The sequence below is a fragment of the Dongia sp. agr-C8 genome, from assembly GCF_054658695.1.
In genome coordinates this window covers 457,471-473,161 of sequence record NZ_BAAGHZ010000001.1, presented here as the reverse complement: position 1 = coordinate 473,161, position 15,691 = coordinate 457,471, and the positions used below count along the sequence as shown (strand labels likewise).

12 protein-coding genes are annotated in these 15,691 nt (G+C 65.9%); 4 read left to right on the top strand and 8 right to left on the bottom strand.

The window, feature by feature from the left end:
* The first annotated feature begins 17 nt into the window (after positions 1-17).
* From ACYQ4T_RS02065 to rhaI, 4 genes are all read left to right on the top strand, one after another.
* Positions 18-2,090, top strand: a complete 2,073-nt coding sequence (locus ACYQ4T_RS02065) for a bifunctional rhamnulose-1-phosphate aldolase/short-chain dehydrogenase (RefSeq protein WP_459850397.1) — start codon at positions 18-20, stop codon at positions 2,088-2,090.
* 154 nt (positions 2,091-2,244) lie between these two features.
* The gene (locus ACYQ4T_RS02060) at positions 2,245-2,997 is read left to right on the top strand and encodes a FecR family protein (RefSeq protein ID WP_459850396.1); all 753 of its coding nucleotides are present in this window, start codon (positions 2,245-2,247) and stop codon (positions 2,995-2,997) included.
* Entirely contained in the window at positions 2,994-3,686 is a 693-nt protein-coding gene (locus ACYQ4T_RS02055) for a hypothetical protein (protein WP_459850395.1), read from the top strand. Before ACYQ4T_RS02060 ends, ACYQ4T_RS02055 begins: the two co-directional genes overlap by 4 nt.
* Before the next feature lie 35 nt (positions 3,687-3,721).
* The gene (gene rhaI, locus ACYQ4T_RS02050; protein WP_459850394.1) at positions 3,722-5,020 is read left to right on the top strand and encodes an L-rhamnose catabolism isomerase; all 1,299 of its coding nucleotides are present in this window, start codon (positions 3,722-3,724) and stop codon (positions 5,018-5,020) included.
* Between the two features lie 28 nt (positions 5,021-5,048).
* Here the strand turns inward: rhaI and ACYQ4T_RS02045 are convergent, their stop codons facing one another.
* The 8 genes from ACYQ4T_RS02045 to ACYQ4T_RS02010 form a co-directional block, all read right to left on the bottom strand.
* Positions 5,049-6,185, bottom strand: coding sequence for a Gfo/Idh/MocA family protein (locus ACYQ4T_RS02045; RefSeq protein WP_459850392.1), 1,137 nt, complete (start codon positions 6,183-6,185; stop codon positions 5,049-5,051).
* A 60-nt stretch (positions 6,186-6,245) separates the two neighbouring features.
* Positions 6,246-9,431, bottom strand: coding sequence for an efflux RND transporter permease subunit (locus ACYQ4T_RS02040; RefSeq protein ID WP_459850391.1), 3,186 nt, complete (start codon positions 9,429-9,431; stop codon positions 6,246-6,248).
* 28 nt (positions 9,432-9,459) lie between these two features.
* A complete protein-coding gene (locus ACYQ4T_RS02035; protein ID WP_459850390.1) occupies positions 9,460-10,710 on the bottom strand; it encodes an efflux RND transporter periplasmic adaptor subunit in 1,251 nt (416 codons plus the stop codon).
* Between the two features lie 175 nt (positions 10,711-10,885).
* Positions 10,886-12,358: an aldo/keto reductase gene (locus tag ACYQ4T_RS02030; protein ID WP_459850388.1), complete on the bottom strand. Its 1,473-nt coding sequence runs from the start codon at positions 12,356-12,358 to the stop codon at positions 10,886-10,888.
* 156 nt (positions 12,359-12,514) lie between these two features.
* Entirely contained in the window at positions 12,515-13,780 is a 1,266-nt protein-coding gene (locus ACYQ4T_RS02025) for an ABC transporter substrate-binding protein (protein WP_459850387.1), read from the bottom strand.
* A 31-nt stretch (positions 13,781-13,811) separates the two neighbouring features.
* The gene (locus ACYQ4T_RS02020) at positions 13,812-14,231 is read right to left on the bottom strand and encodes a DUF4440 domain-containing protein (protein WP_459850385.1); all 420 of its coding nucleotides are present in this window, start codon (positions 14,229-14,231) and stop codon (positions 13,812-13,814) included.
* Entirely contained in the window at positions 14,228-15,277 is a 1,050-nt protein-coding gene (locus ACYQ4T_RS02015) for an aldo/keto reductase (protein WP_459850384.1), read from the bottom strand. Before ACYQ4T_RS02015 ends, ACYQ4T_RS02020 begins: the two co-directional genes overlap by 4 nt.
* Entirely contained in the window at positions 15,277-15,654 is a 378-nt protein-coding gene (locus ACYQ4T_RS02010) for a TIGR04076 family protein (protein ID WP_459850382.1), read from the bottom strand. Before ACYQ4T_RS02010 ends, ACYQ4T_RS02015 begins: the two co-directional genes overlap by 1 nt.
* Positions 15,655-15,691 lie beyond the last annotated feature (37 nt).

The following is a 15,691-nucleotide window of genomic DNA, read 5'->3' as shown; positions in this document are numbered from 1 at the left end:
ATTGATGGAGCGGCGCCGTGGACACGATCGAGGGCATTCCTTCGCTTTGGGACGACAGCAAGGCCGCGGGGATGGGCGAGCCGGAACTGCTGCTCTATCGCTCGAACCTGCTCGGTGCCGATCTCCGGGTTACCAACTACGGCGGCGGCAACACCTCGGCGAAGATCCCGGCCAAGGATCCGCTGACCGGTGAAGATGTGACCGTGCTCTGGGTAAAGGGCTCGGGCGGCGATCTCGGCAGCATGAAGCTCGACGGCTTCTCGACGCTCTATCTCGAGAAGCTCGAGCATTTGAAGAAGCTCTATCGCGGCCTGGCGCACGAGGACGAGATGGTGGCCTATCTCTCCCACTGCACTTTCAACATGAATCCGCGCGCCGCCAGCATCGACACGCCGCTGCATGCCTTCATCCCCAAGGCGCATGTCGACCACATGCATCCCGACGCGGTGATCGCCATCGCCGCCGCGGCGCGCAGCCGGGAATTGACCGCGGAAATCTTCGGCGCGGAGATGGGCTGGCTGCCCTGGCAGCGTCCCGGCTTCGACCTCGGCCTGAAACTGGGCGAAATGGCGGTGAAGAACCCGGCGCTGAAGGGCATCGTGCTGGCGGGCCACGGCGTCTTCACCTGGGGCGACACCTCGAAGGATTGCTACGACCAGACCCTGCGCATCATCCGCAAGGCCGACGCCTGGCTGAAGCAGAAGCTGGCCGGCAAAACGCTGTTCGGCGGTGCCGTCCGGGCGCCGCTCGCGGTCTCGGAGCGGCAGCGCATCGCGTCCGAGCTGATGCCGCTCATCCGCGGCAAGATCTCGGCGAAGCAGCCCAAGGTCGGGCATTTCAACGACTCACCGGAGGTGCTGGAATTCGTCTGCGCCAAGGACCTCGAAGCCCTCGCGGCGCTCGGCACCTCCTGCCCCGATCACTTCCTGCGCACCAAGATCCGCCCGCTGGTGCTGCAGTTCGACGGCAAGGCGATCGGCAATCTCGACCAGGCGCTGGAAGCCTATCGCGCCGAGTACACGGCCTATTACGAGCGCTGCAAGCGGGCGAACAGCCCGAAGCTGCGCGACCCCAACCCGATCGTCTTCCTGGTGCCGGGCGTCGGCATGATCACCTTCGCCACCGACAAGGCGACGGCACGCATCGCCGGCGAGTTCTACGTGAACGCGATCAACGTGATGCGCGGCGCCAGCGGTGTGGACAGATATGTCGGCCTCGATGAGCAGGAGGCCTTCGACATCGAATACTGGCTGCTGGAGGAAGCGAAGCTGCAGCGCATGCCGAAACCAAAGAGCCTCGCCGGCCGGGTCGCCTTCATCACCGGCGGCGCCGGCGGCATCGGCCGCGCCACCGCCGAGGCCTTGCTCGGCGAGGGGGCCTGCGTGGCCTTGGTCGATATCGACCAAAGCCGGCTCGACGGCACGGTCAAGGAGTTCGGATCCAAGCATGGCAAGGACCGGGTCTGGGGCATCACGGTCGATGTGACCGAGGAGAAGTCGGTGATCGACGCCTTCGCCGCTGCCGCCCGGCAGTTCGGCGGGATCGACATATTGGTCTCCAATGCCGGCATCGCCTCCTCGGCACCGGTCGAGGACACCTCGATCGAGCTCTGGAACAAGAATATCTCGGTGCTCGCCACCGGCTATTTCCTGGTCAGCCGCGAGGCCTTCCGCCTCTTGAAGAAGCAGAAGATCGGCGGCGGCATCGTCTTCATCGCCTCGAAGAACGCGATGGCGGCCTCGCCCGGCGCCTCGGCCTATTGCACCGCCAAGGCCGCCGAAGTGCATCTGGCACGCTGCCTGGCGCTGGAAGGCGCGCCGGACGGGATCCGGGTCAACGTGGTCAATCCGGATGCGGTGCTGCGCGGCTCCACGATCTGGACCGGCGACTGGTTGAAGGAACGCGCCGAAGCCTACAAAATCGAGCAGGGCCAGCTCGAGGAGCATTACCGCCAGCGCTCGCTGCTGAAGCTCTCGGTCTATCCCGAGGACATCGCCGCGGCGGTGAAGTTCTTCTGCACCGAGGCGCCGAAATCGACCGGCAATATCCTGAATGTGGACGCCGGGAATGCGGTGTCGTTCACCCGCTGAGACGGTGCGAAGAGGTATGCGACCGGTCATCGCACGACCGGCCGCGCACCTCCCCGGCCCGGGCCGCCATGGTAAGCTCGGCTTGGGGGAGACCGGCAACAGGGTCGGGCCTGTCGCCGCTACCGGCCGGCTCGCCTCATGCGGGAGGTGGCCGATGTTGCTCTTGCGTATTCCCGTTCTCGGGCTCGCGGCGCTGCTGCTGCAGGCGAGCGCCGCCGCGGCCCAGGATCAGCCCACGATCGGACAGGCGACGGTCGTGGTTCGGAATGTCATGGGGGAAATCGGCGCCAAGCCGGCGCCGTTGAGGGTCGGCGATGCCCTGCTGTTCCAGGAGGTGATCGCCGCCGGCGAGCACAGCGCAGCGCAGGCGAGATTCATCGACTCCACGGTGCTTTCGGTCGGCTCCAATTCCAGGGTGACGCTGGACGAGTTCGTCGTCCCCGCAGCCGGCCGCAAGCCGTCCATGACAGTGACGCTGGCGCAGGGCGTGCTTCGACTGGTCACCGGAACGATGCCGCGCGACGGCTATCGAACCCGCTCGGCGACGGCAACCGTCGGCGTCCGCGGAACGGTGTTCAACCTCCTCACCGAGCCGGATGGGGCGACCGTCATCTATGTCGAGGATGGCATTGCGACCTTCTCGAACCTGAGCGGTGCGTCGGTCGACGTCGCCGCGGGATTGGCCTCGAGGATCGACGCGCAATCCGGACCGCCCAGCCCGCCGCAGCCGCCCTCGGCCGGCATACAGGCCGCGGTCGCCGCGATGGTCACCAAGCTGGCTCTGGAGGCGCCGCCCGCCAATGTCCTTCCGGCTGCGGCGATCGACGGCGTTGCGGCGCTTGCGGCCAAGGCGTCCGCCCTCGCCACCGAAACCAACCAGGAGAGCCCGGGCGGAGGTCTCAAATGACCGGCCGTTTCCGCATCCCAGCGATGCTGGTCTCGCTGGCACTGCTGGCGTGTGGCGCATGGAGCCCTGCGGCGAACGCGACGACCGTGGAGGATTTCGAGAGCTTCAAGTCGGTCAGGGTGCCGCTGCCGCCGGGCCAGTGGGAAGTGATCGACAGTATCGTGATTCCCAACCCGCGCTATCCCAACTTCCCGATGTACCAGGAGATCCTGGTCTCGCGCGCCGGCAAGACCATCGACCGCGTGGTGCGGATCTGGGTCCAGATCAAGAAGCGGCAGGAGGACTGGTTCACGCCCTTCCGCCTCTGCGAGGACGACGGCTACTTCGATTCCGTGGTGAAGGAGAACAGCGGCAGCCGGCTCGACTGCTGGCATCTGCGGCCCCTGAGCCTGGGCCTGGCCGGCGATGTCGAACCCGGCAACGCCGCCATCGCCAAGTACGGCAAGCAGCACGGACTGTTCGTTCCGGTCGTCATGCTGGGCGCGCGATTCGCGCGGCTGCTCAACAGCAACCAGCGCTACTCTGTCGAATACCTTTGGACCCCGGATCTCCTGCTGCCGGCGAACACGCCCGCCAAGGTCTGGACTCCGGCGGACTGGACGACGAAGGCCATGGAAGAGCCGGCCAAGCGCGCCGTCATCGATGCGCTCGACGGCTGGGCCTATGACTGGTACGAGCGAATCAAATAGCGCCGAGACGGCCAACGCCAAGACGGGAGGAAAACATGACCGGCACATATCGGATTTCCGCGACGGACATCGCCGAGCAGAACGCGAAGCTCCTCCCGGCGCTGAATGAGGACTACGACGCCCTTGCCCGCCGCCTGGCCCGGAGCGGCACCGACATCGAGACCATCGCCAGGGCCGTTGCCGGTTTCGGCGTCGCGATCCCGAGCTGGGGTGTCGGCACCGGCGGCACGCGCTTCGCCCGCTTCGCCGGAGTCGGCGAGCCGCGCAACGTGTTCGACAAGCTGGAAGACTGCGCGACCATCCAGAAGCTCACACGCGCGACGCCGACCGTCTCGCTGCATTTCCCCTGGGACAAGAACAAGGACGTGCATGCAGTGAAGCAGCTCGGCGACGAACTGGGGCTGGGCTTCGACGCGGTCAACTCGAACACCTTCCAGGACCAGGCCGAGCAGAAGCATTCCTACAAGTTCGGCAGTCTGACCCATACCGATGCCGCGACCCGAGCGCACGCGGTCGCGCACAATGTCGAATGCATCGAGCTCGGCAAGGTGCTGGGCTCGAAGGCGCTCACGGTCTGGATCAGCGACGGGTCCAACTTCGCCGGGCAGCAGCATTTCGCGCGGGCGCTGGAGCGTTATCTCGAGAGCATGAAGGCGATCTACGCCGCCCTGCCGGAGGACTGGCAGGTCTTCATCGAGCACAAGATGTTCGAGCCCGCCTTCTATTCGACGGTGATCTCCGACTGGGGCACCAACTACTGGGCCGCCACCCAGTTGGGCCCGAAGGCGCGCTGCCTGGTCGATCTCGGGCACCATGCGCCCAACACCAACATCGAGCAGATCGTCGCGCGGCTGATCCAGTTCGGCAAGCTCGGCGGCTTCCATTTCAACGACAGCAAGTATGGCGACGACGATCTCGACGCCGGCTCGGTCAACCCGTTCCAGCTGTTCCTGGTGTTCAACGAGCTGGTCGATGCCGCCGACCGCGGCGCGCTCGACGTGGCGCCGGCCTACATGCTCGACCAGTCGCACAACGTGACCGATCCGGTCGAGAGCCTGATGGCGAGCGCCATGGAGCTGCAGCGCCGCTATGCCCAGGCTTGCCTCATCGACCGCGCGCGGCTGGAACAGGCGCAGGCCGAGAACGACGCGCTGATGGCCTTGGATACGCTGAAGGCCGCCTTCAACACCGACGTCTCGCCGATCCTCGGCATGGCGCGGCACCGCGGCGGCGCTGCGATCGATCCTTTGGGTGTCTATCGCTGGTCGGGTTATCGGCGGCACAAGGCGAACGAGCGGCCGGCCCAGGCGAAGCAGTCGGCGGGGATTGTCTGAGTCCTCCGCGGAGGGAATCTTCGACCGATCACTTCTTCGAACGCGCGCGCATCGCGGGCTGTTTCTTGACCGCGGACTTCTTCTTCGCCGGCGCTTTCTTCGCGGTCCGCTTTGCCTTGCCCTTCACCGCCAGCGGTTCCAGCGCCACCGCCTTGCCGGTCGCGGCGGATTTGTAGGCCGCCTCGCAGCACGCAAACGTCTTGAAGTTGTCCTCGGCCGAGACATCCGCGGGCTTGCCGCTGCGCAGGGCGTTCAGGATATGCGCGTTGGTGGCGAGCACGCTTTCCTGGATGATGTGCCAGGGCCGCGCGGCCCAGTGCAACACCTCGGCGTCGGCATGTTCCTTGGTGATCTTGCCGCCCACCATGATCTCGAGGTCGAAGTTCTTGTAGAGGATGATGGCGCCCTTCGGGCCTTCGAGCTCGATCAGGGTCTGCGGGAAGATGTCGGGCAGGCGATGGGCGCCGTAGGTGCATTCCACCATCGAGACCGCGCCGTTCACGTGCTTCATCATCATGGTGGCGGTGTCTTCGCCCTTGGCCTTCGAGTTGCGGCGCTGGGTCTCGCAGAGGACGTGCTCGACCTCGCCGAGATAGGCGCGTGCCAGGTCGCAGACATGGACGCCGAGGTCATTGATGACAAAGCGGGTCTCGTTCAGCAGATAGGGCTGGCCCTTGTAGATGTCGTAGTCGGTGCGGAAACTGACCCGGCCCCAGCTGGGCGTGCCGATCACACCTTGGCGCAGCAGCTCGGTGATCCGGCGCAGGGGGGCCTGGAAGCGGAAGTTCTCATGCACCGCCAGGAACACGCCGGCCTTCTTGGCGGCCAAGGTCATGGCCCGGCAGTCGGCAAGGTTGAAGCCGAAGGGCTTCTGCACGATGGTCGGGATCTTCTTTGCGACGGTCTTCAGCACCTGCTCGCGGTGGGTCTCGACCCGGGTCACGATGTCGATCAGGCCCGGCTTCTCTTTCTTAAGCAGTTCGTCGAGATCGGTGTACCAGCGCGGCACGTTGAAGTTCTTCGCCGCCGCCTTGGCCTTTTCCGCGTCGATGTCGCAGACCGCGATCAGCTCGACGCCGTCCTTGGCCAGATCGCGCCAGGCATTCAGGTGATTCTGCGCGAAGAAACCGCAGCCGACGACTGCGACGCCGATCTTATCCGCCATGATGGTCCCCTGTTCTGATCCCGCGGCCATTCTAATCAGGGGAGAGGCGGATGCCAGGGGTTATTCGGCGTGGTGGATCCCGGGGGCGAGCGGCTTCTGCGGCTTCGCCGGCTTCCTGCCGCGGAGGCCGGCCAGCCAGCGGACCGCGACGTAGAAGACCGGGGTGAAAATGAGGCCGAAGACCGTGACGCCGAGCATACCGTAGAAGACCGCGGTGCCCAGCGAGCGCCGCATCTCGGCGCCGGCGCCGGTCGCGATCACCAGCGGCAGCACGCCGAGGATGAAGGCGAAGGACGTCATCAGGATCGGCCGCAGCCGGGTGGTGGCCGCCTGCACCGCGGCGTCGAAGCGGTTGGCGCCCTCCTCCTCCGCCTGCTTGGCGAATTCGACGATGAGGATCGCGTTCTTGGCCGCCAAGCCAATGAGCACCACGAAGCCGACCTGGGCCAGGATGTTGACTTCGATCCCGCGCAGCAGCAGGCCGGTGACCGCGGCCAAGAGACACATCGGCACGATCAGCACCACGGATAGCGGCAGCGCCCAACTCTCATACTGCGCCGCCAGCACCAGGAAGACGAAGATGACCGCGGCGCCGAAGACCAGGATCGCGGTGTTGCCGGCCTGCTTCTGCTGGAAGGCGAGCTCGGTCCATTCGAAGCCGAAGCCTTCGGGCAGTCGCTCGGCGGCGAGCTTCTCCATCGCGGCGAGGCCGTAGCCCGCCGAGAAGCCGGGCGCCGTGTTGCCCTGCAGCTCGGCCGCCGGATAGAGATTGTAGCGCGGCACGCGATAGGGCCCGGTCATGTCGCGGAACGCGGCGACCGAGCCCAAGGGCACCATCTCGCCTTGGCTGTTGCGGGTCTTCAAGTTCGCGATGTCGTGCAGGTTCTGGCGGAAACTGCCGTCGGCCTGGGCGATCACCCGATAGGTGCGGCCGAGATCGTTGAACTCGTTGACGAAGGTCGAGCCGACATAGACCTCCAGCGCCTCGAATACCTGGTCGGCGGTGACGCCCAGCATCTCGGCACGCGCGCGGTCGATGTCGGCATAGACCTTCGGCGTCCGGGTGTTGAACAGCGAGAACACGCCGGTCAGGCCTTGCGTCTGGTTGGCGGCGCCGGCCATGTCCTGCACCGCGGCTTCCAAGGCCACCAATCCGCGGCCGCGCTTGTCCTGGATCATCATCTTGAAACCGCCGGCATTGCCGATGCCGCGTACCGGCGGCGGCGGAATGACGATGGAGAAGGCCTCCTGGATGGCGCCCAGGCGCATGCGCAATTCGCCGAGTATATGCTCGGCGCTCAGGCCCTGTTCGGCGCGCTCGTGGAACGGCTTTAGCGGCACGAAGATCGCGCCGGCATTGGGCGCGTTGGTGAAAGTCGCGGCATCGAAGCCGGAGAACGGCACCACATGCGCGACACCCGGCGTCGCCAGAATGATGTCGATCGCCTTCTTCACCACCGCATCGGTGCGCTCCAGCGACGCGCCCGGCGGCAACTGCAGCACGGTGATCAGATAGCCCTGGTCCTGCTGCGGGATGAAGCCGGTTGGCGCCCGCTCGAACTGCCAGCCGGTCAGCGCGATCAGTCCGGCATAGACCACCAGAACCAGCGCGGCGACGCGGATCAGGCGCCGGGTCATCGCGCCATAGCCGCTGGAGAGCTTTTCGAACGCGAAATTGAAGCCGCCGAAGAAGCCGCCGATCACCCGGGCCGGCAGGGCTTTGCGCTTCGGATGCGCGTCATGCGGCTTGAACAGCAGCGCACAAAGTGCCGGGCTGAGGGTCAGCGATACCAGGCAGGAGATCGCCGTGGCGGCGGCGATGGTGACGGCGAATTGCCGAAAGAACTGCCCGGAAATGCCGGAGAGAAAGGCCGCCGGCACGAAGACCGCGATCAAGGTGAGGGCGATGGCGATCAGCGCGCCGCCGACCTCCTCCATGGTGCGCCGGCTGGCCTCGCGCGGGCTCATGCCGAGCCTCAAGTTGCGCTCCACGTTCTCGACCACGACGATCGCGTCATCCACCACGATGCCGACCGCCAGCACCAGCCCGAACAGGGAAAGGTTGTTGAGCGAATAGCCGAGGCCGGCCAGCACGATGAAGGTGCCGACCAGCGAGATCGGGATGGCGGCGATCGGCACGATCGAAGCGCGCCAGGTCTGCAGGAACAGAATCACGACCACGACCACCAGACCGACCGCCTCGAAGATGGTCTTGATCACCTCACGGACGGATTCCGCGATGAACTCCGTCGGGTTGTAGACGATGCTGTAGGTGAGGCCCGGCGGGAAATCCTTGGCGAGTGTCGCCATGGTGTTGATGATGCGATCGGCGGTCTCGAGGGCGTTGGAGCCGGGGCGCTGGAACAGCAGCAGCGGCACCGCCGGACGCCGGTCGAGATAGCCGTTGGCGCTGTAATCCTGCGCGCCGAGCTCGACCTTGGCGACGTCTTCGAGGCGCGTCACCTGGCCGTTGGGCTCGGATTTCACGACGATGTTGCGGAACTGGCGGGGATCGTCCAGACGCCCCAGGGTCTCGATCGCGAGTTGGAAATCGCCGGGCTTCGGCACCGGCGGCTGGTTGAGGCTGCCGGCGGCGACCTGCACGTTCTGCTGCCGCAGCGCCTGGATGACGTCGCCGGCGGTCATGTTGCGGGCGGCGATCTTCTCCGGATCTAGCCAGATGCGCATCGAATAGTCGCGGGCGCCGAAGTTCCGCACATCGCCGACACCGTCCAGCCGCGACAGCACGTCCTTGATGTTCAAGGTCGCGTAGTTCGACATGTAGAGCTGGTCGCGCGAATTGTCCGGCGAGGAGAGATGGATCACCATCATGAGGTCGGGCGAGTTCTTGCGCACGGTGACGCCGATCTGGCGCACCTCTTCCGGCAGGCGCGGCTCGGCGGCCGAGACGCGGTTCTGCACCAGGACCTGGGCGGTGTCGAGATTGGTGCCGAGCCGGAAGGTCGCGGTGATGACCAGGTTGCCGTCGCCGGTCGCCTGCGACTGGAGATAGAGCATGTTCTCGACGCCTTTGATCTCCTGCTCGAGCGGCGTTGCCACCGTGTTGGAGACGACCTCGGCCGAGGCGCCGGGATAGCTGGCGCGGATCTCGATGGTGGGCGGTGCAATCTCGGGATATTGCGCGACCGGCAGCGTGAAATAGGCAAAGCCGCCGATCAGGGTGATGAAGACCGCGATGACGGTCGCGAAGATCGGCCGGTCGATGAAGAAATGGGAAAACTTCAAGGGGTCCGCCCCGCCTTAGTTCTCGGGCTCAGTTCTCAAGCTGGGCCGGGAACTCGATCTTGCCCGGCTCCGGCTTCACCGTGGCGCCGGCGCGGGCGCGCAGCAAGCCGTCGATGATGATGACGTCGTCCTTCGAGAGGCCGTCCCGGACGATGCGCAGACCCTGGTAGTTCGGGCCGGGGCGGATCACCTTGGGCACGACCTTGCCATTGGCCTCGACCGTCATGACGATCTTCTTCGACTGGTCGGAGACGATCGCGGCATCGGGAATGAGGATCGCTTCATGCGGCTCGGAGCCGGTGATGCGGATCCGCCCGAACTGGCCCGGGGTGATCAGCATGCCCGGATTGGGGAAGACCGCGCGGGCGCGGATCGTGCCGGAGCTGCGATCGACCTGATTATCGACGAAGTCCATCTTGCCCTTGAGCGTCCAATCCTTCTCGTCCATCAGATGCGCCTCGACCGGAAGGCTCTCGCGCTTGGATTCCATCTTCCCTTCCTGCTCGCGGCGCTGATAGGCGAGGTAGTCGGACTCGCTCATGTCGAAGACCAGGCGGATCGGGTCCAGCGACACGATCGTGGTCAGGAGCGTGGTCTCGCCGCCGTCGCCGCCCATGATCAGGTTGCCGAGGCTGACCTCGTGCCGGCCAATGCGGCCGTCGAGCGGCGCCTCGATCCGGGTGAAGTCGAGATTGAGCTGGGCCGCGTTGATGGCGGATTGGGCGACCTGGGCGTCCGCGGCGGCGCTGACCGCCTCCTGCTGGCGCTGGTCGAGCGTCGCCTGGGAGGTGAAGTCCTTCTGCTTCAAAGTCTCGGCGCGGCCCAGTTGCTGCTTGGCCAGCGCCACCCGCGCATTGGCCGAGGCCAGCGAGGATTGCGCCGACTTCAGTGCGATCTCGAACGGCCGGGGATCGATCACGAAGAGCAGGTCGCCCTTCTTGACCATCTGCCCGTCCTCGAAACCGATCTTGTCGAGATAGCCGCTGACGCGGGCGCGGATCTCGACCGAATCCACCGCTTCGAACTGGCCGGTGAACTCGTCCCATTCGGTGATGGTCTCGACCCGCGGTTTCGACACCGTGACGGGGAGAATCGGCGGCGGCGCGGCCTGCGCCTGCTGCGGCGGCGCCTGGTAATGCTGGAAGTACCAGTAGCCGCCGCCGAACACGACGGCGCCGAGGACGAGGCAGGTCAGGATCCAGCGCCCGCTTTTGGAAGCAGGTGCCGGCTGGACCGGTTCAGGCGGCGCGGCAGTCGATGCGGGAGGTTGGTCCGTCATGCGTCAGCGTCCTGCAGAGCGGATGAGGATCGCCGATCCTAAAACGATTTTGGCCAAGAAATCCCACACTTTCTTTCGGAACGGCCCTGGAGGTGCGAGAGGAAATCGGCGCGCCGGCACCCGAGTTCAAGAGTGCCGCTGTCTGTAAGCCTACTTCGGCAAGGGTCTTAGCGCATCAGCGGATGATGGCTTCCGCTTCGATCTCGACGTCATAATCGCCGACCAGGCCGGCGACCGATACCAAAGTATTGGCCGGCCGGATGTCGCCGAAATAGCGGCCATGGACCCGCGAGACCGGCTCCCATTGCGCGATGTCGCGCAGCAGGATGCGCGTTCGCACCACGTCCTCGAGGCTGCCGCCCAAGGCCGCGATGCTGGCGGCAATCTTATCCAGGATGTAGACGGTCTGCCCGCGCGGATCGCCCTTGCAGACGACTTCGCCGGCGCTGTGCGTCGCCGTGGTGCCGCTGACCAGGATGCGGTCGCCGACCCGCACGGCACGGCTGTAGCCCGCGAGCGATTCCCAGACGCTGCCGGTATCGACCCGGAGCCGATGTGGCCGGTCGGGCACCGGGACGGCGGTATAGGCCTTGGGCAGCTCGCTCAGATGATGGCTGAGGTCGCCCGAGGCGGTGAGATAAGGCGGCCGCCGGTATTCCTGGCCGCAATCGCCGGGGATCCGGCTGGTCTCGTCCAAGGCGGCGTCGATCACCCGCTTGTCCTCGGCATCGAGCGCGAAGGAAAAGAGCTTCAGGTTGTCGGCACGGTGCTCGCTCTCGCCCAGCCGCGCCCCGACGATGATGGCGCCGACCGCCGGCTGCTCCAGCACCCAGCGGGTCGCGACATTGGCGATCGAGACGCCGTGCTTCCGCGCGACCTTCGCCAGCGCCTCGAGGATTCCCTGCAGCACGTTCCAGCCGCCGATCTGGGCGACGAAACGCGCATACTTCATCTTGCTCCAGTCCTTGATGTCGCTGACCGCCGGCTCGGGTCTGCCCAGCCATTTCTCGGTCAGCAACCCGCCCGCGAGCGTGCCATAGGCCAGCAGCTTCACGCCGTTGGCGAGGCAGAAATCCGTCATCTCCTCGCCGGCGCGGCGGTCGAGCAGCGAGAAGCAGACCTGGTTGGTGGCGATCCGGTAGCCCTGCTTCGCCAGCAGGTGCAGATGGTCGGTGTCGAAATTGGTGAGGCCGAGATGGCCGATCTTGCCCTCGGCCTGCATCTTCTTCAGCTCGCGCATGGCATCGAGATAGGCCGGATGCTCGAACACCCACCAATGCAGCTGCAGGAGATCGATGCGATCGGTCTTCAGCCGGTGCATGCTGCGCTGGACCCCTGCGCGCACCACCTCCGGCGTCATCTCGCCGGGCGTCGGGCACCATTTGGTGAAGACCGCGGCCGGTCTGTACTTGCCTGCGGCGACGCCCTGATTGAACCGACCGGCGATGTCCTCGGCGCTGCCGTAATGGTCGGCCATGTCGAAGGTGTCGAAGCCGGCCGCCGCGTAGTCTCCGAGCGCCGCGGCCGCGGCGTCGAGATCCAGCGCCTTGCCGCCCCGCTCCATATCCGCGACCTGCCAGAGACCCGTCACGACGCGGCTGATGGTGAGGCCGGGGGCGAGTTCGGTGTGGTCGGGGATCTTGGTCATTGGCAAGCAACAGGCAGCGAGTTTGTGGCTCCCCCACCCACCCTCCCCCGAAGCCGGGGGAGGGGCGCATCGCGTCTGCCCTCTCCCTCCCCCGACTTCGGGGGAGGTGAGGCGGGGGAGCCACGCAATGACTGCATCAGTTCGGCCGCGACGGCTTCAATTCCCCATCTTCGCCTTGATGGCGTCGACATCGGCCGCCGACATCTGGCCGACGGTGGCGACTTCGCCGTTGGTGATCTTCCACAGGCGGAAGGGGCCGGTGATGTCGCCATACTGGTCGAAGGTGACGGGGCCGATCACGCCTTCATACTTGATCGGCTTGCCTTCCTTGATCAGGGCCAGGGCCTTGGCGAACTCCTCCTTGCCGGCATGGATGACGGTGCCCTTGGGATCCAGCACTTTGCGGATCGAATCCTGGATCGCCGCGGATTCCGCCTTGCCGGCCTGGGCGATGGCGAGGCCGACGATGGCGCCGGCGTCATAGCCCTGCACCGCCGCGGGCGCACCCGGATCGATGTCGGAGAAGGCCTTATAGTTGGCGTTGAAATAGTCGGTCGAGGCGGTGGTGTCGGTGCCCGACGAGGTGCCGTAGGCGTTCTCGAGATACTTCGCACCCACCGCCTTGATGAAGTCCTCGCTGTTCATGCCGTCGTTCAGCAGGAACTTCTGCGGGCCGCCCTGGCTGACCCATTGCCGCGCGATGGTGGCGCCATCGACCGGGGTCGCGACCAGGTAGAGCCCGTCCGGCGAGCCCTCCATCGCCTTGGTGACTTCCGGCTGATAGCTCGCCTGCTTGGCGTTGTAGGGCGTGTCGGAGACGATCTCGCCGCCCAGCGCCTTATAGGCCTTGGTGAACTCGGCCACCATGTTGGCGCCGAAGTCGTCGTTCACATGGATAATCGAGAGCTTCTTCAGGCCCTGGTCCAGCGCGTACTTGGCCGAGGCGACGCCCTGCAGCGCGTCCGAGGTGATGGTGCGGAAGAAGACGCCGTTGGTCTTGCCGTCGCGCGCGAGCTGGGTCAGCGTCGGCGAGGACGAGGCCGGCGAGACCTGCACCACCTTGGCCGGCGCGGTCACCGAGGTGAGGATCGGGATCGAGACCGAGGAGATGATGCCGCCGATGATCACCGGCACCTTCTTCACCTGCACCAGTTGGGTCGCGGCATCGACCGCGACATTGCCCTGGCTCTGGGAATCCCGCGTGTCGGTGACCAGCTTGCAACCGCCGGCGACGCCGCCCGCATCGTTGATGTCGCGGAACGCCATCTCCACCGACTTGGTGCCGGCTTGGCCATAGGCGCCGGCCGGGCCGGTCAGCTCCATCACCAGGCCGACGGTGACCTCGCAGGCCGATGCCATATGCGCGCCCGCCAGCAAAGCCGCTGCAGCGGTCGCGGTGAAAAGAATCCTCTTCCCGAACATTTTGAAAGCCCCCTTGAAAGACCCGGTTGGTTTATGCGGCCGCCTGCAGCCAGGTCTCCTGCAGATGCACCCAGACGATCCCGATAGGCGCAGCTTGCGCCCGTTTCAGCAAAGCCGTGGATTGCCGCTGGGTTGTCTTGCCCTGAAGATACTGTGTCTCGACATATTCCAGCAATATGGCGTCGCCTTCCTGCCACACCGCGCGGAAATCCGAGACCTCCATGCGAAAATCGGCGCCGCGGCCTTCCCTCAGGTCATGCAGCCAGCCGACGATCGCCGCGCGGTCGCGCACGCCGCCATCCGGTCCCACCAAGCGGAACCCGGGATCGAAGGCACGCTCGAACCTTGCCGGGTCCAATTTGGTTCCGTTGTGGGGGCGGAGCCAGGCGAGGAAGAACTCGTGCAGCTCGACGCATTCGCGGATCGCCAGATCGACCAGCCGTTCGCTCATGATGCCACCTTGCTCAGATTGTATTTCATGATCCGGCCGTGCCGGCCCTCGCGGTCGCGCTCCAGCTCGAAGGTGTCGCCTTCCGGGCCCTGGCGTTGGGCGAGGACGGCGCCGATCTCGGCGCGATCGGCATCGCTGAGCTTCACGGATGCGATCTTGAGATTGGCGAAGAGATGCGCACGGTTGCGCGCGCCGACGATCACCGCGGCCACCTGCGGCAGGTCCAGCATGTAACGGCTGGCGATGGTCGCGATATCGACGCCGTGCCGATCGGCGACATGGCGGAGCGCCTTGAGCAATGCCTGGAACAGATCCCAGCCGCCGAAATCGTCGATGATCAGCTTGTATTTGGTGAGCGAGCGATTCTCCAGCGGGGCTTCCGGCTCCTTCTCACCCAGCCAGCGATCGCCGAGAAAGCCGCCCGCTACCGTGCCGTAGACCAGCAGATGGATGTTGTGCCGGCGCGCGGCGGCGACCAGCGCATGCTCGGGACGCGCGTCGAGCAGGGAATACTGCACTTGCATCGTGGCGAGCGGCACGCCCGACGCGACCAGCTTTTCGGTATGGTCCGTGTCGAAATTGGTGCCGCCGATCAGGTCGATCTTGCCTTCTTCGCGCAGCTCTTCGAGCCAGCGCGCGGCATCGAGACAGCCCGGCACCGCATAATCCCACCAGTGGAACTGCACCAGGTCCAGCCGCTCCATGCCCAACCGGCGCAGCGAGCGCTCGACGATGGTGCGGACGTAGATCCGGTCCACCTCATGGAGATGCGCGAGATCGGGGACGAACTTGGTGTGCACCTTGATCGCCCGCAGCGCCGCGGCGCCGTGCCGGTCCGCATAGGCGCGGCGCGCGGCGCCGATCAGCTCCTCGACCCCGGTATAGATGTCGGCGCAGTCGAAGGTCAGGATCCCCGCCTCCGCCGAGGCCACCAGGTCGCCGATCGCCGCATCGCGCTCCACATCGCCATGGCCGCCGGCCAGCTGCCAGCCGCCGCGGATGATGCGGGTGATGCGATAGCCGGGCCGGATCTCGCGCGTTTCCATCAACCAGCCTTCTTCTGCAGCTTCACGGCGGTGGTCGCGCTGTGCTGGAATTTGCGCTTGCCGGTCCGCGTGATCTTGAAACGGGTCGAGCAGTTCGGGTCGGGACAGGCCACCTCCGCGTCGGTCGCCATCCAGTCATGGGCATCGACCGGGCGCTGCTTCGCCGCCAGCAAGGGCAAGAGCGCGCCCAGGGAATAAATGGAGAAGCCCTGGCCCGGCGGCAGGTGCAGCATCTCGCCCTTGAGCTCGAAATAATCCCCCGGCTTGGCGCCGCAATAGATCTTGCCGCCCTTCGGCGCCGTCACTTCCACCTTCAGATCGTAGAGCTCGAAGCTCTCATCCACGCTTGGTTTGCGCGGCTTTTTCGACGCGGCCATGGATCGCCCCGATTGACCTTGCGCGGCCGAAACCGCC